The organism is Luteimonas gilva, assembly GCF_005239095.1.
Taxonomy (GTDB): Bacteria; Pseudomonadota; Gammaproteobacteria; order Xanthomonadales; family Xanthomonadaceae; genus Luteimonas_C; species Luteimonas_C gilva.
The window spans coordinates 554,488-573,517 of sequence record NZ_SZUA01000002.1 but is presented as its reverse complement, the minus strand read 5'-3'; the positions used below and the strand labels follow the sequence as shown (position 1 = coordinate 573,517).

Genomic DNA, 19,030 nt, shown 5'->3' with positions numbered 1-19,030 from the left:
TGCGCGAGCGCCGGGCCGGTTGCGTTAGGTCACGGCGGCGGTACCGCGACCGCCTGCGCTTTCTCGCGCCGCAGCAGGTACAGGCCGCTGGCGACGATGATCGCCGCGCCGAACCAGGTTACCCCATCGGGCAGCACGCCCCACAGCGCCACATCGAGCATTACGCCCCACACCAGCGCGGTGTATTCGAGCGGCGCGATCAGCGACGCCTCGCCGCGGCGGAAAGCCTCGGTCAATGCGATCTGCGCCAAGGTGCCGGTGACGCCGATGCCGGCGATCACCCAGATGTGTTCGGTGCGGATCGGGCGCCATTCGTGGAACGACAACGCGCCCGCGCCCAGCGCCAAGATCGCCATGAACCACAGCACCATCGCCTGGGTGCTGTCGCGCTGGGCGAGCAAGCGCACGGTGATCGCCGACGCGGCCCAGCAGAGCGTCGCCAGCAGCACCGCCAATCCGCCCAGGGTCAGCATGCCGGCGCCGGTCGGACGCAGCACCACCAGCACGCCGACCAGCCCGATCGCGATCGCGATCCAACGCCGCGGCCCGATTTTTTCGCCCAGCAACGGCCCCGCCATCGCGGTGACCAGCAGCGGCGACACGAAGGTGATCGCGTATGCGGTGGATAGCGGCAGCGTACGCAGGCCGTAGACGAAACCGAACATCATCGCGATGCCCAGCGCGCCGCGCAGCAGGTGCAGCGGCCAATGCACGCGCACCAGGCTGCCCGCAGCGGCGCCGAGCAAAGCCCAGGCCAGCACCAACGGCAGCGCGGAAGCGCCGCGCAGCATGGCCACTTGCAGCGCCGGATAGTGCGGCGACAGCAGCTTCAGGCCAGCGTCCATCAGCGCGAACAGCGCGACGGCGACCAGCATGTACAGCATGGCGCGGGCGGGTAGCGATGCGGTCATCGGCGGAGTATGCCCAAGGTTATCGAGGACAGGTTGCTTGCGGCCGCCTGACACCGTCGTGTCAGCAGGCGTCATCGATGCAAGCCCAGCGTTCCACGAAAGAAACGCCGGTTTCATCGTCAGCGAACGTCGCAGACGGCATCATCGGTCGCGAACCCCCTCAGGAGCCCCTACATGATCCGAGCGCTTTTCGTCGGCGGCACGGTGGACAACAGCGAACTGGACCTGGACGGCAAGGAGCCGCCGGTGCACTACCCGCCGAACACCGGCGGCGGCCAATCCCGCTATCGCCTGCATGCGATCGGCAAGCAAGGCGATCAGCCGGTTTATGCGATCTACGGCGCGCCCGACCTGAGCGACGAAGAGGTGCTGCGCGTGGCCGACGAACGCGGCTATGCGCGCCGGTTTGAGGCGCCCCCGCAGGCCCTGGCATAATCGCGCGCCCTGCCGCAACGCCTCCGCCATGCCTTCGTTCGACATCGTTTCGGAAGTCTCCTCGCACGAGTTGGCCAATGCGGTCGACCAGGCGAACAAGGAGCTGGCCACGCGCTTCGATTTCCAGAACGTGCAAGCTTCGTTCGTGCTCGAGGACGGCGCGGTGGCGCTGTCGGCGCCCAGCGAATTCCAGCTCAAGCAGATGACCGACATCCTCCGCGCGCGGCTGATCGCGCGCAAGATCGACGTGCGCTGCCTGGAATTCGGCGATGTGCTGACCAATGTCGCCGGCGCGCGCCAGCGGATCGTGGTGAAGCAGGGCATCGAGCGCGAACTGGCGAAGAAGATCGCCAACGCGGTCAAGGACGCCAAGATCAAGGTCGACACCCAGATCAACGGCGACAAGCTGCGGGTGATGGGCAAGAAACGCGACGATCTGCAGGCGGCGATGGCGGTGCTGCGCGGCGGCGAATTCGGCCTGCCGCTGCAATTCAACAATTTCCGCGACTGATCGCGGCGCGCGAGCGATGTCCGCCGAGCCGCAGGACCCGATCGCCGCGACCGAACGTTGGCTGCAGCGGGCGGTGATCGGGCTCAACTTGTGTCCGTTCGCGAAGGCGGTCCTCGCCAAGAAGCAGGTGCGCTACGTATTGAGCGAAGCGACTACGTCGGAAGCCCTGCTGGAAGAACTCGGCGAAGAATTGGCGCGGCTGCGCGACACTCCGGCGGAAGAGGTCGACACCACACTGATCGTGCATCCGCAGGTGCTGACCGATTTCCTGGACTACAACGATTTCCTCGACTTGGCCGACGGCCTGGTCGAATCGATGGATTTGGAAGGCGTAATGCAAGTCGCCAGTTTCCATCCCAACTATCAATTCGCCGGTAGCGAACCGGACGACATCGCCAACTTCACGAACCGTTCGCCGTACCCGACTTTGCACTTGCTGCGCGAAGACAGCGTGGCGCGGGCGGTGGCGGCGTTTCCGGATCCGGATGTCATCGTCGAGCGCAACATCGAGACCTTGCGCTCGCTGGGGCACGAAGGATGGCGACGCGTTCTGGAGGGCGAGGCCTTCGGCAAGGACCACTGAAGTTCGGCCGAATCATCGAATCGACTGAATCTGCTAACCGCCCTCGGCGGGGCTAAAGTAGCGGCGCCTCGTCCGAACTCGCCGCCTCTATGAACCCCATCGTCGCATCGTTGTTTCTCTTTCCGGCGCTCGCGTCGGCGCAGGTCGAAACCCGGACGCTCACGTCGGAGCAAGTCGCTCGGCTCGAACTTCCTTGGGCCAAGGTCTGCGCCACCGCCGTCGAGGATCCTGAAGACATCTCGCTGATCGCTTTGCTGGCGAACCCGGAAAAATACGAAGGCAAGGCCGTCCGCGTCATCGGCTACTACCGCTCCGGGTTCGAACAAAGCGCGCTCTATCTCAACAAGTCCGACTACGAGAACGACGTCTGGGGCAACGGCATTTGGATCGAGTCGGGCGGCGACATCCCGACGACAGCAGGATATCTGTTGGTCAGCGGCATATTCACCCGATCGAACCGCGGGCACCTCGGCGCCTACCAGGGCGCCATCTGCAATCTGTCCGAGGCGAGCCCATGGCCGGGGCATGAGCATTGAAATACTCCCGGACCAATAACGGCGCGACGCCGCCGAGCGGATCCGTCGCGTGTTGACGCGCCCCGAGCTCGGACGGACGATATGTCCGAGCGGGACATAGTCGCAACCAAACGCCGAGCCAGGAGACGGGCATGCGCCGGTTATTCGTTCTACTGCTTATCTCGCTTTCTTTTCCGGCCGTTGCCCAGCAACCTCAATTCTCGCCCAACGCGCCTCCGGATCAGCCTTCGCAAGTCGCTGCGGAGGAGATGAAGAAGTTCGAAGCCGCGATAGCGCCCTATATCGCCCAAGCCAAGCGGACTTATCCTGCCGCGAAGGCGAAATTTACAGCCGGCCTCCCTGTCGGACAGTCTTTCTTCGTCACCACGCGCCTCTACGACTCGTCGGGCGCGTTCGAGCAGGTCTTCATCGCCGTTCGCGATATCGCCGACGGCAGAGTATCGGGCAGGATCTGGAACGATATCGAACGCGTGCAAGGCTTTCGCCATGGCGACGACTATGCCTTTCCGGAATCGGACGTCATGGATTGGCTGATCACCCATGCGGACGGCTCCGAAGAAGGGAACTTCGTCGGCAAGTTCCTGGACACCTATGCGGGCGGCGGCTGAGATCGCTCGGAACCGGCATCGATGACCGAGACCGAACCGGCGGCGCGAAGCGATGCGGCCAGACAGCTTTCGGCTCTGGGCGTGAAAGCGGGCGGCATATTGCTCGTGCATACCGCTTTTTCGAAACTCGGACCGATCGACGGCGGCCCGAGCGGATTGATCGACGCCTTGCTCGCCGCAGTAGGTCCGCACGGCACGCTGGTCATGCCCAGCATGTCCGACGACGACGAAATTCCGTTCGACGCCGCACGCACGCCCTGCCTCGAAAACATGGGCATCGTCGCCGACACGTTCTGGCGGATGCCGGGCGTCCTGCGCAGCGACAATCCGCACGCGTTCGCGGCGATCGGGCCGCGGGCGGCGGAGATCGTCGCCGCGCATCCGCTGGACGTGCCGCACGGCTTGGACAGTCCGGTCGGGCGCGTCTACGAAATGGATGGGCACGTGTTGCTGCTGGGCGTCGGACACGATGCGAACACGACGGTGCACCTGGCCGAGAACATGGCCGGGGCGCGCTATCTGCGGCCCAAGCATTTGACCGTGTTGCGCGACGGCAAGCCGGAGAGGTTCGAATACCGGGAGCTGGACCACTGCTGCCAGGGATTCGCCCTGCTCGACGCTTGGCTCGATGCGGAAGGCAAGCAGCGGCGCGGGCAAGTCGGGTACGGCGAGGCGCGGTTGATGCGTTCGCGCGACGTGGTCGATGCGGCGTTGCCGCGGTTGCGCGAGGATGAGACCGCGTTCTTGCACGCACCGGGGATGTGCGAGGAATGCGACGACGCGCGGGCCGCGTTGCAAGCCGGGAAACCGTAGCCCGGGTAAGCGAAGCGCACCCGGGAAGTACGCAGCGACTCGATCCCGGGTGCGCTTCGCTCACCCGGGCTACATTCCGAAAAACTGAAGGGCCGCATCGCGGCCCTCCAGAGAAGCGGCTCAGTTGTGCCGCGCTTCCAGAGTCACGTTGGCGAACTTCGCCACGCCGATCAGCTTGATGTAATAGGTGCCGATCTTGGGCGCGGCGATGCGGATCGTTTCGTTGTTGCCCGGACGCGACGAACGCAAATCGTATTCGGTCGCGGTGGGTTCCTTGTTGAAGCTCACCACCACCGTCACGTCGCCCGAACCGCCGTAGGTGAGGAAGTTCAGATTGGTGGCGCCGGCCGGAACGTCGAGCGAATACAGCTGCTCGTCGCCGGCGTTGCCCATCAAACCCGGCACCGGCGAACGGTTGACGATCGGCGTCGCGTCCGGCTCGCAATCCGGGCCCTGGCAAGGCGGCACCAGGCCGGCCAGTGCGGCTTCGGCGTCCAGGATGCCTACGCCCATCGGCGTGCCGCTCGGGATGTTCACCGGGAACGCGCGCGCGGTGTTCTTCAGCAGCGTTTCCACTTCGGCCGGCGTCAGCGGGGCCTGCGCCACGCTCTGCAGCATCGCGACCACGCCGGCCACGTGCGGCGCCGACATCGACGTGCCGGCCATGCCGCCGTAATTCTGCTGACCGTTTTCCGGCGAAGTCTCGCTGTCGTTGATGTTCTGCCAGACGTAGCCATTCGGGTTGCCGTCCACGCTGTCGCCGCCGGGCGCCGAGAGATCCACCAGCGCGCCGTAATTGGAGAAGCTGGACTTGCCGCCGGTGATGCGCGTCGCGCCGACCGCGATCACGCCCGCGCAGCTGGCCGGCGTGAACTGCGACAGGTTGGTGTTGTAGTTGCCGGCCGCGACCACCACCGTGCTGCCGTTGGCGACCGCGGCATCGACCGCGGTCTGGAATTCCGAGCCCGCGGTGCAAGCGCCGGAGCCGCCGAGGCTCATGTTGATCACTTCGGCCGGGTTCTCGTTGGCCGGCACGCCGGCCACTTCGCCGCCCGAAGCCCAGACCAACGCGTCGGCGATGTCGGACATGTAACCGCCGCAGCGGCCGAGCACGCGCACCGGCAGCACCTTGGCGTTGTGCGCCACGCCGGCCATGCCCAGGCCGTTGTTGGTCAGCTCGGCGACGGTGCCGGCGGTGTGGGTGCCGTGGAAGCTGCTGGGCGATACCGGGCATTGGTTCGGGTCGTCGTTCCAATCGCCGTAGTCGTGCGCGCCGGGAACGCGTTCGTCGGTTTCGCGGCGCGAGACGAAGGCGTCGGTGATGAAGTCGTAGCCTTCGAGCACGTTGGCGTCGATGTCGTCGTGCTGGACGATGCCGGTGTCGATCACCGCGACGACGACGCCTTCGCCGGTGGCCGAGTTCCATGCGCTCGGCGCGCGGATGCCGCCGGTGGCGTGGTGCAGGTGCCACTGGTACTGCCCGAAGTAGGGATCGTTCGGGGTCAGGTTCGGGGTCGCGCCGGCGCGCGCGGCGACAGGGGCTTTCGCGAACGCGGCGCCGGTGTGGGTCATGCGCACGTCGGGCTCGACGTGGGCGATGTTCGGATCGGCGCGCAAGGTGCGCATCAGGGCCGCGGCGCTGGCGCGATCCAGCGGGCGCGACAGCTTCACCACATCGGCGCCGGTGGCGGTGCTGCGCACGTAACGCGCGTCGGTAGCGGCGAGGCCCGAACGCGTCGCCGCATTGCGCACGGCGGCGGCGGCGCGGGTCTTGTCGGCGCGCAAGGCGGTGCCGCTGCGGTAGCGGACGATGAGGCGGTCGACGCGGCCGTCCTGCGCGGTCGACGCGGGCTGCGTGACCGCGCGCAACGGCGCGCGTTGGCCGGCCATGATCGGCGATGCGGCCATCGCGACGGCGACGGCGGCGGCGAGCAAGCAGAAAGTGGTGCGGGATCGCTGTTGCATGGTTCTCTCCAATTGGCGCGATGACGCGGGGTCTGCGGACGCGGGCGCGTCCATACGGGATTCGAAAAAGACGGGCCGTCCGTGGCCCAAAGGGGTGCGGCGCGTGCGAGAGCGCCGCCCGTGGATCACCAACCGAAGCCGACGCCGACGCCGGCCGAGCTTTCGTCTTCGCTGAAGGCGCCGCCGATGGTCAGCGTGGCGCTGTCGCTGAAGGCGCGCTGGTAGCCGATCGACAAGGCCTGCGCGCCGCCGGAGAAGCCGGCGCCGATGCCGAGGCGATTGGCGTTGCGCACGCCGGCGGCGCTGGTCGCCATCTGCACCATCGCGGCGTTCATCGCGCCCATCTGGTCGATGCGGCGGCCCTGCTCGTCGAAGCGCTTGCCGACCATGTCGCGCAGGTCGTCGACCGCGGCCATCGGCGCCGCCATCGCTTCCTGGAAGCGGGCGTCGGTGTAGGCCTTGGACTGGTTCAGCGTCTTTGCATCGCCGGCGTTGACTTGGCGCACGTTGGCGGCGTCGGTGTCCTGCGTGCCGTCGGCGACGTTCGCCACCTGCCGCTCGTGCCCGACCGAACCGACCGATACCGTGTTGGCGCGATCGGCGACCGAGCCCTGGCCCAAAGCGACCGCGCCGGTGGCGCCGGCGGCGACGCGCGAACCTTGGCCCAGCGCCGTGCCGGACGCGGCTTGCACGCTGCTGCCCTCGCCCATCGCCACGGCTTGCGTCGCGCCCGCGGCGATCGTGCTGTTCGCGCCGACCGCGGTGCTGGCGTCGGCGTGCACTTTCGCGTTGGCGCCGATCGCGGTGTCGCCCGGGCCCGCCGCGCTGGCGTTGCTGCCGATCGCGACCGCGCGGCTGCCGGCGCCGACGCTGGCGTTGTCGCTGCCGTCGGCGGCGCCGTCGACCGCGACGCGGCCGTTGGTGCCGCCACCGTTGCCCGGATTAGTGCCGGGATTGGCTTCGAGGGCGCCGACGCGGTTGTCGAGCGCGGTCCAGTTGCGGTCGAGCGCGGCGAGCGCGTCGCCGATGTTGCCGTAGGCGCTGCCCTGGATGTTGTAGCTCGGCGCGATCAGCGCGCCGGACGGCGTCACCGACGCGCCGCCGCCGAACAGATCGGCGACGCCGCGCTGCGCGGCGTACAACTGGCTGCCGTTGATGCCTTCCATGCTGTCGGCCGCGACCGCGCCGGCTTTGACGTTGCGCAAGGTCGCGCCTTCGCCGGCGAAGGTGACGCTGTCGCGTTCGGCATCGTCGTAACTGATCGCGCGCAAGGTGGAACCGTCGTCGCCCACCAGGCCGGCGTCGCGCAATTGCTTGACGTTCACCGCGTCGGTGTCCGCGGTGCCGGCGGCGACGTTGACGATCTGGCGGGCGCCGCCGGCGGTGCCGACCGATACCGTGTTGGCGCGATCGGCGACCGAGCCCGCGCCGAGCGCGACGCTGTTCGCGGCGCGGGCGTAGCTGCCCGAACCTAGCGCGGTGCTGTCGGCGGCCGAAGCGCGCGACGAATCGCCGATCGCGCTCGCGCCCGCAGCCGAAGCGCGACTGCCGGCGCCGAACGCGGCGGTGTTGTCCTCCATCGCATTGGCGCCGAAACCGGCCGCGGTGGCGTACTGGCCGTCGGCGACGGCGCTGCCGCCGAGCGCGGTGGTGCCGATGCCGTGCGCGACGCTGCGCGCGCCGGCCGCGACCGCGTATTTGCCGGTGGTTTGCGCGTCGTCGCCGCCGAGTCCCTCGGCCTTGAAGTAGGGGCTGCCTTCGCCGATCTGGTCCGCCACTTCCTGCAGCTGAGCGAAGTTCACCGCATCGTAGGCCTGCGTGCCCGCAGCGACGTTGGTGATCTGGCGCTGGAACGGCTGGACGGTGTTCGCGTTGCTGTCCTGCATCGGCACGGCGCTGCCGACCGAAATCGTATTGGCGCGGTCGGCGTACGAATAAGCGCCTAGCGCGACCGATCCGTCGGCCATGGCGCGAGCGTTCGCGCCAATGGTCGTGCTGGCCTTGCCGATAGCCATGCTGCGAGTACCCACGGCGCTGCCGTCGAAGCCGACGGATTGCGCCGCATTGCCGAAGGCCAGGCCGCCGCGTTGGTTGACGAAGGAAGCGCCGCCCACCGCGACGCCCATTTCGCCGATCGCCGTGGCGCGGTAACCGATGGCGATGCTGGCGCCGTTCGCGCCCCGGGAATTGGCACCCGAGCCGATCGCGATGCTGCCCAAGCCGGTGCTGGTGGCATTGGCGCCCACGGCTACTGCTTCCTGCGCGGCGGCGTTGGCCAATACGCCGACCGCGGTGGTACCCACATCGGTGGCGCGAGCGGCGGAACCCACGGCGGTGGATTGTTGGCCGCTGGCCTGGGTGGACATCAGGATTTCGCTCTGCGATTCCCAATCGAAAACCAGCAACTGCCCGCCGATCGCGACGCTGCCCGATCCGGTGGCCTGCGCCGACGAACCCAAAGCCGCGCTTTGCCAGCCCGAAGCGGTCGCGTTGAAGCCGATCGCCGTCGCGCGTTCGTCCAGGGCCATCGCGCCGCTGCCCATTGCGCTGGCGCCCGCCGCGAGCGCGGACGCGCCGCTGCCGACCGCGGTGGCGTAATCGCCATCGATGGCCGCGCCTTGGTCGTTGGCGTCGTCGCCGCGCGCGGCGACGTATTTCATGGCGCCGGTCGCCGCTTCCAGCTGGCCCACGTTCACCGCGTCGAACTCTTCGGTGCCGGCCGCGACATTGGTGATCTGGCGCTGGAACGGCGCGATGGTGTTGAAGTCGCTATCGATGTTTTCGTACGCGCTGCCGACCGAAATCGTATTGGCGCGGTCGGCGATGGAGTAGGCGCCCAATGCGACCGCGTTCTCCGCCAGCACGTCGGTTTGCGCGCCGAGCGCGGTGCTGCCGCGCACGCGGGCCTTCGCCTGGCGGCCGAACGCGCTGCTGTCCAGCCCGGCGGAACCGGCGAACTGGCCGACGACGGTGTTGGCTTCGTCGTAAGCGACCGCGTCCGAACCGAGCACCACGCTGCGGTCGCCCATGGCCGTGGCGCCCGCGCCGATCGCCACGCTGCGATCGCCGTCCGAATGCGCCTGCACGCCCATCGCCAGGCTCTTGTAGGCGCTGGCCCGCGCCGTCGGACCGACCGCGATCGCCATTTCGCCGGTGGCCGACGCCACCGCGCCTATCGCGACGGTGCCGTATTCGCTGGCGACGGCGGCGACGCCGATCGCGGTGCTTTCCTGGCCTGAGGCGATGGTGGACCAAGTCTGGAACTCCTGGCTCTCCCAATCGAACACTTCCATCTGCCCGCCGATCGCGGTGGCGCTTTGGCCGGTGGCCTGCGAGCCGACGCCGTAAGCCGAACTCCATTGCCCGGTCGCGACGCTGTTGAAGCCCGAAGCGGTCGAGTACGCGCCCAGCGCCATCGCGCCGCTGCCCATCGCCGTCGCGCCGTAGTCCAACGCCGAAGCCGCCGAGCCTACGGCGGTAGTGAAATCGCCTTCCGCCGACGCGCCCTGATCGTTGTCGGCGTCGCCGTTCGCGGCGAGGTATTTCGTATCGCTCGTCGCCTGCTTAAGCTGCGCCAGGTTGACCGCGTCGGTGTCTTCGGTGCCCGCGGCGACGTGGATGATCTGGCGATCGATTTCGGGCACGTCGACCGGCAGCTGGCCGTCGTGCACGCGCGCCGGCGAACCGACCGACACCGCATTGGCGCGGTCGGCGAACGAGAAGTTGCCCAATGCGACCGAATTCTCGACGCCCGGCGCGACTTCGCTGTTGGCGCCCAAGGCCATACTGCCGTTCGCGCCCGGAAACACGATGCTGTTCCAGCCCAAAGCCACGCTTTGTTCGCCGCCGGTGGCCGACAAGCCGCCGAAGGCGAGGCTTTCGTTGCCTTGCGCCACCGACAAACCGCCCATCGCGATGGTGCGGTCGCCGCGCGCCTGCGCCTGGTTGCCTAGCGCCGTGCTGAACACGCCGTAGGCGCGCGATTCGCCGCCGACGGCCACGCTCCAATCACCGCGCGCGGTGCTGGCCGCGCCGATGGCGGTGGACGTTTCGCCGCTCGCTTCCGACACGACGCCGATCGCGGTGCTGCCGTAGCTGGTGGCGCGCGCCGCGGTGCCGATCGCGGTGCTTTCCTGGCCCGAGGCTTCGGTCGACCAGATCTCCTCTTCCCAGGTCGTGCCGTTGATCACCACCATCTGCCCGCCGACCGCGACCGCGCTTTGCCCGGTCGCTTGCGAACCGACGCCGTAGGCAGTGGCCCACTTCGCCGACGCCAAGCTGTTGAAGCCGCCCGCCGTCGCGTACTCGCCCAGCGCGAACGCGCCGCTGCCGAACGCGGTGGCGCCGAAGTCGAGCGCCGAAGCGCCGCTGCCGACCGCGGTGGCGAAATCGCCTTCCGCGGTCGCGCCTTGATCGTTGTCGGCGTCGCCGTTGGCGGCGAGGTATTTCACGTCTTCGGTCGCGTCCTGCAATTGCGCCAGATTCACCGCGTCGTTCGCTTCGGTGCCGGCGGCGACATGGGTGATCTGGCGCGTTTCCGGAAAACCGTCCCAATTGGGGCCGGCGCCGACGGAAACGGCGTTGGCGCGATCGCCCAGAGAACCGGCGCCGAGCGCGACGCTGTTTTCTTCCATCGCGAACGCGTAGAAACCGAGCGCGACGGCGCCCTTGGCGTTGGCGAAGGACTGGCTGCCCATCGCCGTCGACCAGGTGGCGTTGGCGAAGGCGCTGGCGCCGGTCGCGGTCGCGCTGGTTTCGGTGGCGAACGAATCCCAACCCAGCGCGGTGGATTGGATGCCGGTGGCCATCGCCGCCGATCCGAACGCCGATGCGCGCTCGGCCGATGCGGTGGTGGGCATGTGGCCGAAGTGTCCGCCCGCGGGACGGCTGCCGCCCACGGCGGTGCTCTGATCGCCGGTCGCTTTCGCCATCTCGCCGATCGCCACGCTGCTGGCGCCTTCGGCGGTCGCGCGCGAACCGGCGGCGGTGGACCATTGCCCCGATGCCGAGGCCAGCGCGCCGACCGCGGTGCCGAGTTCGCCGGAAGCCTGCGCGCCCGCGCCGAGCGCAATGGCGCCGACGCCCGATGCGGACGTGTTGCCGCTCAGCACCACCTGTTCGTTCGTTTCCGGATCGATGTATTCGTGGTGCAGTTCGCCGCCGATCGCGACGCTGCTGTTGCCGGAGGCTTGGCTGAAATCGCCGAACGCCGCGCTGTCGTCGCCCGAAGCGACCGCGTTGAGGCCGATGGCGGTGGCGTTGGCGCCCAAGGCGAACGCGCCGCTGCCGATCGCGCTAGCGCCGGCGTTGCCGGCGTAGGCGGATTCGCCCACGGCGGTGGCGAAATCGCCGTCGGCCGCCGCGGCGTTGTCGCTGTCGGCGCTGCCGTTGGCGGCGACGTAACGCGTCGCGTCTTGCAATTGCGCGACGTTCACCGCGTCGGTGGATTCGGTGCCCGCGGCGACGTTGGCGACTTGGCGTTCGTTGCCGGCGGCGCCGACGGAAACCGTGTTCGCGCGATCGGCCAGCGAATACGAACCGATCGCGACGCTGTGTTCGGCCGTGGCCTTGCTGTTGCCGCCGAGCGCGGTGGCGAAATAAGCGGTGGCATCGCTGCCCGAACCGATCGCGCTGGCGCCGATCGCGGTCGCCGTCGAGTAGGCGCCCGCGGCCAATGCGCCTTCGCTGTCGGCGTAGCTGTTGAAACCGACCGCGTTGCTGAACAGGCCGTGCGCTTCGCTGGCCACGCCCAAGGCCATCGTCGATTCGCCGTCGGCCTTGGAGATCAAGCCCAGAGCGATGCTGTTGAAGCCGTCCGCGCTGGCCGCTTCGCCCAACGCCATCGTGTTCTCGCCCAATGCGTGCGCATCGGGTCCGATCGCGGTGGCGAAGCTGCCGGCGGCGTTCGCGCCGGAACCGACGGCGACGGCGTGCGAGCCCTCGGCCTTGGTCTTCACCCAGCCGACGAAGGTGCTGTACTGGCCGCCGATCGCGACCGAGGAGCCGCCCGCCGCTTGTGCGCCCGCGCCGACCGCCACGTCGCTCAAGCCGTCGGCTTTCGCGGTGTGGCCCATCGCCAACGCGTATTCGCCGGCGGTCGCGGCTTGGGTGCCGATCGCGATCGCGCTATAGCTGGCGGCTTGCGATTCGCGCCCGACCGCGATCGCGCCGTGGCCTTCGGAGCGGCTGTTCGCGCCGGCGGCGATCGCGTACTCGCCGCTGGCGAGGGCATCGTCGCTGCCGTCGCCGGCGCCGTCGACCTGCACGTAGCGCGTGCCTTCCGCAGCCTGGGGTGTCGCCGCATCCGTGGCGTTTTCGCAAGCGGCTGCAGCCGCCGCATCGGCCGAAGCGTCCGGGCAAGCCGGAACGGCTTGCGGGTTTTCTTCGGCGGCCTGGGCCCAGGCGATGCCCGGGCCGGACAAAAGCAACAACAACGCGGCGTACAGCGGCGTGCGGTTCATGGTTGATCGATCTCCGGAAGTGGCGTTTGCGGGGGAACAAAGCGCGACGATCGACAGCGCCTTCCCCGGGCCATCGATGCGACGGCCGACCGTTCCACGGCCGTTCGCCGGCCGTCACTCCCAGTTCGTTACAACTCCGCTACAGCTCTGCTTCTTGTTGTTTTTCAGAACCTTGCATGCGCGTTTGCGCGCTCGGCGCGAGTTCCAGACGGGCCGGTACGGCGCGCTCGCCGGCCAAACCGCGCGCTTGCGCCAACGCATTTCGCCACGGCGCGACCTGTCCCGATTGCTGGAACAAGCGCAATTGCAGCAAGGCCAGCTCGAAATCCTGCGCCGCCCACGGCGCCACGCGTCCGATCAGGCTGCCGGCTTCTTCGTTGCGTTGCTGGTCGAGCAGCCACGAGGCTTGGATCGACACCGCCTCGGCGATTTCCGCCGGAACGCCGCCGCGTTCGGCGAGGGCCAGGGCGGCGCCGAATTCCTGTTCGGCCAAAGCCGGGTCGCCGTGCGCGCCCTGCTGCATCGCCCGGATCAGCAGCGCGGGCAAGTTGTCGGCCGTGGTCGCGGACAGGCCGACGTCCGGCCGCGGCAAATCCGCCGCCGCGGCCGCCTGCAGCCAGCGCAATTGGGTCCATTCGCGCAGCGGCCCGTAATCGCCCGGCGGCCACGCGCGCAGGGCGCGTTCGGCCAGCAGCGCGGCGGAACGCGGATCGCCGCTGCGGCGCGCCAGTTCGACCATCAGGTAATCGCGCAGATGCGGCTCGGCCGGAATCGGCACGGCGGCGTCTTCCCTGAGCATCAGTTCGCGCGCCTCGCGCATCCGGCCGACCGCCATCAGCGCTTCGCTGCGGCTGAGGATGGCTTTGGCGCGCACGGCCGGATCGCGGATGCGCGCCAGCAAGGCGTACAGGCGCTCGCTTTCCGCCAGCGCGGACTTGTTGTCGAGCAAAGACAGCTGCGCGTCGACCAGCGACCAGCGCGTGCCGGCCAGTTCGTTGATCGCGCCGACGCTTTCGAACACCGGGCCCGAGGCGCGGTAATAGCCGAGCGCGGCTGCGGGACGGCCGCGGTCCATTTCCACCGCGCCCAGGTTCGCGTCCACGCGCGCCACCGCGAGCGCGTCGCCGGCGCGCACCTGGTAGATGCGCGCCTGGCCCAAATCCGCGAGCGCCTGTTCGAAGCGGCCTTGCGCCGAGTGGGTCACCGCGCGCCCGGTCAGCGCCTGCCCCAGTTCGGCGGCGTACGGCGTGCCTTGCAGCAGCGTCGCCGCCTCGTCGAAACTGCGCCCGCCGTCGCCGAAACGGCCCAGCCGCACCAGCAAGGCGCCGCGCGCGTTGAGCAGGCGCGCATGGAACAGCGGATCTTGCGCCGGCTTCGATTCGGCGATCAGCCGATCGACGGTGACCAGGGCGCCGCTGTAATCGCCGGCGCGGAAATCCACTTGCGCCAGCCGGTAGCGCAACTGCGGCTGGTCGCGCTGCAATTCCGGCGCTTCGTTGAGGATGCGGCGCGCGGCGTCGAGCTCGTTGGCGAGCAAGGCCGACTGCACGCGCAGCAAGCGTTCGGCCAGCGCGGGCGAGTCTTGGTCGCCGGCCGGCAGGCTGTGGCCGAGCGCGGCGAGCAAACGGTCGGTCGCCAAACGCGTCGCGCCGATCAGGTCGGCGTGCTTCGCGCGGCCGTGCAGCGAGGTGTTCTGCGCATCGACCGATGCGAGATCGACTTGCCACTGGCCCTCGCTGAATCGCGCGCGGCCGCTGACGCGCGCTTCGGTGCGCGCCGGCGCGGCCGCCGAACCCCCGTCGGCGATGACGCCGAGCGTGGCCTCGCTGGACAGCACCGGCAAACCGGCCCTGCGCATGCGGTCGGCGACGAAATCCATCAGCCCCAGCCGCGTCCAAGCGATGTCGCCCGGGCCATCGGCTTCCATAGGCAGCACCATGAACGCGCGTTCGGCCGTTTGCGCCGGGGCCTGCCGCGGCTTTTCGATGCGCGCTACCGGCAAGGCGATCAGCACTGCGGCGAAGACCGCCGCGGCGAGCGCACCCAGCCAGCCGAAGCGGCGTTTTTCCGGCGCGGCCGACAACGCACCCGCATCCGCATCCCATGCATCGCGGACATCGTCGGCCGCATCCGCGGCGGGCGCGGCCGCGGGCGCCGCTTCCTCGGCCGCCGGATCGTCCACCGACACCGGCGCCACCCAGGCGAAACCGTAACGCGGCACCGTGCGGATATAACGCTGCTCGTGCCCATCGTCGCCGATCACCCGGCGCGTGCGCAGCACGATCTGGCCCAGTTGCGCGTCGGACACGTCGGCGCGGCCGAACACGGCGCGCACCAGCTCGTCGCGGTGCATCGCGCGGTCGCGGTGCTCGATCAGCGCGGCCAAGCATTCCAGCACGCGCGCCGGCAGCACGATCGGTTGCCCGTCGCGCTGCAGTTCGCGCTTGGCCAGATCCAGGCTGTATTCGCCGAAGCGGTAACGGACCGCGTTCATCGTCGGCGCGACGCGTCGGCGGAGTGGATGGCGGGCTGGGCCAACGGAAGGAATCCTTCGAACGGCTGTTGCGGCTCGATTCTAAAGCAGGTTTCGGCGTGTGCCGCGGTCATGCATGAACGGCTAGAGCCGCGCGCCGCGCAGCATGGCGCAAATCCTCCCCGACCCTCCTTTTTCAAAGGAGGGAAACAGCAGAATCGCGCGATCTCGCCGAAATCCGGAACTCCCCTTTGCAAAAGGGGGAACCGAAGGGGGGATTTGCGCCAAGTCGCAGCGCCGAGCTAAAGCGCCGCAGGCTCCGCCATCCACAACCGCGTCAGATCCGCAGCGTTAAGCGCGCGCCAGTGCCCCTCAGCCAACTCATCCAAGCCCAACCCGCCGATCGCAGCGCGATGCAGCTTCTCTACGCGATTCCCGGTAGCCGCGAACATCCTGCGCACCTGGTGATAGCGGCCTTCGGTCAAGATCAACCTGGCGCGGTTCGGCGCCAACACTTGCAGCGTCGCAGGCCGCAGCGGCGTGGTTTCCGATTCCAGCATCAGCGTGCCGCTGGCGAACGTCGCGGCCTCGTCGCCGCGCAGGTCTTCGGCCAATTCAGCCTCGTACACTTTCGGCAGATGCGATTTCGGCGAGACGATGCGGTGCAGCAGCGCGCCGTCGTCGGTCATCAGCAGCAGGCCGCTGGTGTCGCGGTCGAGCCGGCCCACGGTGGACAACAGCGGCGAGCGCGCGCGGAAACGGGGCGGCAGCAAGTCATAGACGATGCGGCCGGGATCTTTGGTCGAGCAGGTATAGCCGACCGGTTTGTGCAGCATCAGCGCCAGACCCGGCGGCGGATCCAGCGGCTCGCCGTCGATCCGGATCGACGCGTGTTCGACCCGATCGTCGGCGTACAGCACCTCGCCTTGCGGGTCGGTGATCCGGCCTTCGCGGAACATGAGGGCCACGTCCTTGCGGCTGCCGTAGCCGAGGTTGGCGATCAGCTTGACCAGTTTCATCGCGCCTTCGCCGCCTCCACTACTTTGAAACCATCGCGCTGGGCGACGCTGCGCGCCGTGCCGAAATTCGCGTCCAGCACCGCTTCGTACGGCAGATGGCGATTGGCCACCAGCCACAGCCGGCCGCCCGGCTTCAGAGCTTGTGCGGCCGCGGCGATGAAGCGCCGGCCGATGTCCGGACGATCGGCGCGGCCCTGCGCATGGAACGGCGGATTGGTGACGATGAAGTCGTAGCGCTGCGGCAATCCCGCGGCGACGTCGTGCCAATGGAAGCCGAGCGTCGCGCGTTCGGCGAACGGCGCGAGGTTCGCGCGCGACAGTTCCAGCGCGCGTTTTTCGGCTTCGTACAGGTTCAGCGCCTTAACGCCTGCGCAGCGCGCGAGGATTTCGGCGGCCAAGTAGCCGTAGCCGCTGCCGAGATCGGCGCCGGCACCGGCCAGATCGCTCGGCAGATGTTCGGCGAGCAGGGCCGAAGCAGTGTCGACGCGATCCCAGGCGAACACGCCGGGGCGGCTGAGGAAACGGCCGTCGAGAATCGGCCTGGGTTCGTCGGACGCGCGCCATTGCGCGGCCAGTTCGGCATCGGCCGGATCGTCCAGCGGTTCGCTCCAGAACACGCGGCATTTGTTTTTCGACAGCGTGCGCAAAAGTCCGGCGATCTTCGCCAAATCGGCTTCGCCCGACTTCGCGCCTTCGTCGTTGGCCATGCAAGCGACGACGATGCCGCCCGGCCGCAGGCGCGCCACGGCTTGCGCGAACAGCGCGCGGGCTTCGTCGCGTTGGCGCGGCGGCAGGACCAGCACGAGCGGATAACGGGCGTCGTCCGCCGCATCGTCCATCGTCAAACCGGAACGCTGCAGGCGGTCGTATTCGGGTTTGAACGTTTGCGCGCACGCCAATCCCGGCAAGGCTTGGCGATGCAGAGGCCAGCCGTCGCGGGCGCGCAGGAACAAGGCGCCTTGCGCAGGCCATGGCAATGCGCCCGTCGCGAACGGCAGGAATAGCGTTTCCAGGGGGTAATCGTTGTCGGCAATGGACATGCGCGGCGGATTCTACCCGCTGATGGATATTCCCCCTCTCCCGCTTGCGGGAGAGGCTAAAGCCGAGCGGAAGAGATGCCGAAGACTGAGACCGCGATTAGGCGTGACGCATCGGCTCGTCGCGATGCATCCACCGCCGCGCCCAATCCAAGGACCAGGTCATGGCCGCGCAAGCGCCGATCGCCAAACTCCATTGCAGCATCCGCGGATCCACGCCGGCGGCCGCTTCGCGGCCGTAATAGGCCAGCGCAGCGACGCCGGAAACGCCCAGCACCGCGCCGAGCGCGCGCAGCACCAGCGGTTCGATTTGGATGCCGGCCTCGGCCCGCGATTCGGCCATGCGCGCCACTTGCCGGGCGAAATCCGGCGGCAGCGATGCCGCCGGCGGCTCGCGCAGCGCACGCGCGACGATGCGGTATTGCGCTTCGGGGGCGCTGGCGCCGGCGGCGGAAGCGCCGATCCGCTCGTCGCGCATCGCCTGCTCCTGCGCCAGCCACTCGCGCTCGTCGGCCAGGGCCTGGTCCAGCTTGTCGTTGTCCGGTGCGTTCATACGGCGACTCCGATCCTCGATTCCAGCGTTTCGCGCAATTGCTTGCGGGTGCGGAACAGATGGCTTTTGATCGTACCTTCGGCGAGCCCGGTGATGCGTGAAATCTCGCCGATCGGGGTTTCTTCCAAGTGATACAGGGTCAGCAGGGTGCGCTGCAGCGGCGGCAGCGCGGCGATGGCGGCGTGCAGGCGGATATTGATCTGGTCGTCGCCCACCGAGGCTTCCAAATCGAAGCCGTCGCCGACCGTTTCGGCCAGCGACCGGCCTTCGTCGTCGTCGTTTTCGACCAGCGGGATGCGCTTGCGTTCCAAGTGCCGCTTGGCCACCGAATAGGCCACCTGCCCGATCCAGGATTTCAGCGCGCTGTCGTGCCGGTACTGGTGCAAATACTGGTGGACGCGCAGGAAAGTCTCTTGGCACAGCTCGCGCGCGTCCTCCGGGTTGCGCACCATGCGCAGCACGATGTGCCAGCACAGGCCCTGGTACTGCTGGACCAGGCGTTCGAAGGCCCCGGGCGCGCGGGCGAGCACGGCGGCGACCAGGGCGCGGTCGTCGCCGGCCTCGTCGCCGGGGTGGGTGGGCTCGCTCATTACGGATACGCTGATACGCCGACCGGCCCCGCGGTTGCAACCGGCCCGCTGCAACCGCCCCACGGGGAGCCGTATCTATTGCGCCGTAGCCCCTCATCCGCCACGGAAAACCGCCATGGACCTGCCTGGAATCCTCGTACCGATCGTTCTGTTCATCTGCATCACCTACGCCATCAAGGCCGTCGTCGACGCCCACGTGCGCCGCAAGATGGTCGAGTCCAACGGCTCGCAAGACCTGCTGCGCTCGATCCTGGAAGGCGAAGAGATCCGCCGCCGGCACAGCTCGCTACGCTGGGGCGTGGTGATGGTGGCCTTGGCCATCGGCCTGGGCCTGATGCAAGCCTTCGGCTGGGACGAGCCCTCGCCGGGCGTGTTCGCCCTGCTGATCGGCGCCACCGGCCTGGGCAACCTGGCCTATTACTTCGGCGTGCGCCGGATGGGTTGAACAACGGACGTAGGCTGGGTTGGCTTGACCAACCCAGCATCGCGACCTCGCTGGACGGAGCGCTGGGTTGGTGAAGCCAACCCAGCCTAC

15 protein-coding genes are annotated in these 19,030 nt (G+C 68.6%); 7 read left to right on the top strand and 8 right to left on the bottom strand.

The window, feature by feature from the left end; genetic code table 11:
• Positions 1–29: 29 nt before the first annotated feature.
• On the bottom strand, positions 30–911 hold the full coding sequence (locus tag FCE95_RS10560; protein WP_223266856.1) for a DMT family transporter: 882 nt from the start codon (positions 909–911) through the stop codon (positions 30–32).
• A 174-nt stretch (positions 912–1,085) separates the two neighbouring features.
• On the opposite strand from FCE95_RS10560, the gene FCE95_RS10555 reads away from it, so the two are divergent.
• From FCE95_RS10555 to FCE95_RS10530, 6 genes are all read left to right on the top strand, one after another.
• Entirely contained in the window at positions 1,086–1,346 is a 261-nt protein-coding gene (locus tag FCE95_RS10555; protein ID WP_189644725.1) for a hypothetical protein, read from the top strand.
• 28 nt (positions 1,347–1,374) lie between these two features.
• On the top strand, positions 1,375–1,857 hold the full coding sequence (locus FCE95_RS10550) for a YajQ family cyclic di-GMP-binding protein (RefSeq protein WP_137266978.1): 483 nt from the start codon (positions 1,375–1,377) through the stop codon (positions 1,855–1,857).
• Between the two features lie 16 nt (positions 1,858–1,873).
• Positions 1,874–2,440 carry a DUF1415 domain-containing protein gene (locus FCE95_RS10545; RefSeq protein WP_137266977.1) on the top strand — a complete coding sequence of 189 codons (567 nt, stop codon included), beginning with the start codon at positions 1,874–1,876 and terminating at the stop codon, positions 2,438–2,440.
• A gap of 89 nt (positions 2,441–2,529) precedes the next feature.
• Entirely contained in the window at positions 2,530–2,976 is a 447-nt protein-coding gene (locus tag FCE95_RS10540) for a hypothetical protein (protein WP_137266976.1), read from the top strand.
• Positions 2,977–3,107: 131 nt separating this feature from the next.
• On the top strand, positions 3,108–3,584 hold the full coding sequence (locus FCE95_RS10535) for a DUF2314 domain-containing protein (RefSeq protein ID WP_137266975.1): 477 nt from the start codon (positions 3,108–3,110) through the stop codon (positions 3,582–3,584).
• Positions 3,585–3,605: 21 nt separating this feature from the next.
• Positions 3,606–4,397 carry an AAC(3) family N-acetyltransferase gene (locus tag FCE95_RS10530; RefSeq protein WP_137266974.1) on the top strand — a complete coding sequence of 264 codons (792 nt, stop codon included), beginning with the start codon at positions 3,606–3,608 and terminating at the stop codon, positions 4,395–4,397.
• A 120-nt stretch (positions 4,398–4,517) separates the two neighbouring features.
• Here the strand turns inward: FCE95_RS10530 and FCE95_RS10525 are convergent, their stop codons facing one another.
• The 7 genes from FCE95_RS10525 to FCE95_RS10495 all read right to left on the bottom strand — a co-directional run bounded on the left by FCE95_RS10525 (position 4,518) and on the right by FCE95_RS10495 (position 18,495).
• Positions 4,518–6,362 (bottom strand): S8 family peptidase, encoded by a 1,845-nt coding sequence (locus tag FCE95_RS10525; RefSeq protein WP_137266973.1) that lies wholly within the window; start codon positions 6,360–6,362, stop codon positions 4,518–4,520.
• A gap of 125 nt (positions 6,363–6,487) precedes the next feature.
• Positions 6,488–12,823 (bottom strand): YadA-like family protein, encoded by a 6,336-nt coding sequence (locus FCE95_RS10520; RefSeq protein WP_137266972.1) that lies wholly within the window; start codon positions 12,821–12,823, stop codon positions 6,488–6,490.
• 139 nt (positions 12,824–12,962) lie between these two features.
• On the bottom strand, positions 12,963–15,317 hold the full coding sequence (locus FCE95_RS10515; protein ID WP_137266971.1) for a winged helix-turn-helix domain-containing protein: 2,355 nt from the start codon (positions 15,315–15,317) through the stop codon (positions 12,963–12,965).
• A gap of 281 nt (positions 15,318–15,598) precedes the next feature.
• The gene (locus FCE95_RS10510) at positions 15,599–16,315 is read right to left on the bottom strand and encodes a pseudouridine synthase (RefSeq protein WP_137266970.1); all 717 of its coding nucleotides are present in this window, start codon (positions 16,313–16,315) and stop codon (positions 15,599–15,601) included.
• Positions 16,312–17,355, bottom strand: coding sequence for a class I SAM-dependent methyltransferase (locus FCE95_RS10505; protein ID WP_137266969.1), 1,044 nt, complete (start codon positions 17,353–17,355; stop codon positions 16,312–16,314). The genes FCE95_RS10510 and FCE95_RS10505 overlap by 4 nt, the downstream gene beginning before the upstream one ends.
• A 97-nt stretch (positions 17,356–17,452) precedes the next feature.
• A complete protein-coding gene (locus tag FCE95_RS10500; protein WP_137266968.1) occupies positions 17,453–17,905 on the bottom strand; it encodes a hypothetical protein in 453 nt (150 codons plus the stop codon).
• Complete coding sequence (locus FCE95_RS10495) at positions 17,902–18,495, bottom strand: RNA polymerase sigma factor (protein ID WP_137266967.1); 594 nt, start codon at positions 18,493–18,495, stop codon at positions 17,902–17,904. The genes FCE95_RS10500 and FCE95_RS10495 overlap by 4 nt, the downstream gene beginning before the upstream one ends.
• Before the next feature lie 115 nt (positions 18,496–18,610).
• Here FCE95_RS10495 and FCE95_RS10490 point away from each other — a divergent pair, with 115 nt between their 5' ends.
• Positions 18,611–18,940 carry a DUF6249 domain-containing protein gene (locus FCE95_RS10490; protein WP_137266966.1) on the top strand — a complete coding sequence of 110 codons (330 nt, stop codon included), beginning with the start codon at positions 18,611–18,613 and terminating at the stop codon, positions 18,938–18,940.
• The last annotated feature ends 90 nt before the right edge of the window (positions 18,941–19,030 follow it).

Bases quoted from the DNA above. Each gene is read 5' to 3' on its own strand.
- FCE95_RS10505 (WP_137266969.1), bottom strand. From the start codon at position 17,355: ATGTCCATTGCCGACAACGATTACCCCCTGGAAACGCTATTCCTGCCG.
- FCE95_RS10510 (WP_137266970.1), bottom strand. From the start codon at position 16,315: ATGAAACTGGTCAAGCTGATCGCCAACCTCGGCTACGGCAGCCGCAAG.
- FCE95_RS10550 (WP_137266978.1), top strand. From the start codon at position 1,375: ATGCCTTCGTTCGACATCGTTTCGGAAGTCTCCTCGCACGAGTTGGCC.
- FCE95_RS10560 (WP_223266856.1), bottom strand. From the start codon at position 911: ATGACCGCATCGCTACCCGCCCGCGCCATGCTGTACATGCTGGTCGCC.
- FCE95_RS10525 (WP_137266973.1), bottom strand. From the start codon at position 6,362: ATGCAACAGCGATCCCGCACCACTTTCTGCTTGCTCGCCGCCGCCGTC.
- FCE95_RS10555 (WP_189644725.1), top strand. From the start codon at position 1,086: ATGATCCGAGCGCTTTTCGTCGGCGGCACGGTGGACAACAGCGAACTG.
- FCE95_RS10530 (WP_137266974.1), top strand. From the start codon at position 3,606: ATGACCGAGACCGAACCGGCGGCGCGAAGCGATGCGGCCAGACAGCTT.
- FCE95_RS10535 (WP_137266975.1), top strand. From the start codon at position 3,108: ATGCGCCGGTTATTCGTTCTACTGCTTATCTCGCTTTCTTTTCCGGCC.
- FCE95_RS10545 (WP_137266977.1), top strand. From the start codon at position 1,874: ATGTCCGCCGAGCCGCAGGACCCGATCGCCGCGACCGAACGTTGGCTG.
- FCE95_RS10500 (WP_137266968.1), bottom strand. From the start codon at position 17,905: ATGAACGCACCGGACAACGACAAGCTGGACCAGGCCCTGGCCGACGAG.
- FCE95_RS10490 (WP_137266966.1), top strand. From the start codon at position 18,611: ATGGACCTGCCTGGAATCCTCGTACCGATCGTTCTGTTCATCTGCATC.
- FCE95_RS10515 (WP_137266971.1), bottom strand. From the start codon at position 15,317: ATGAACGCGGTCCGTTACCGCTTCGGCGAATACAGCCTGGATCTGGCC.
- FCE95_RS10520 (WP_137266972.1), bottom strand. From the start codon at position 12,823: ATGAACCGCACGCCGCTGTACGCCGCGTTGTTGTTGCTTTTGTCCGGC.
- FCE95_RS10540 (WP_137266976.1), top strand. From the start codon at position 2,530: ATGAACCCCATCGTCGCATCGTTGTTTCTCTTTCCGGCGCTCGCGTCG.
- FCE95_RS10495 (WP_137266967.1), bottom strand. From the start codon at position 18,495: ATGAGCGAGCCCACCCACCCCGGCGACGAGGCCGGCGACGACCGCGCC.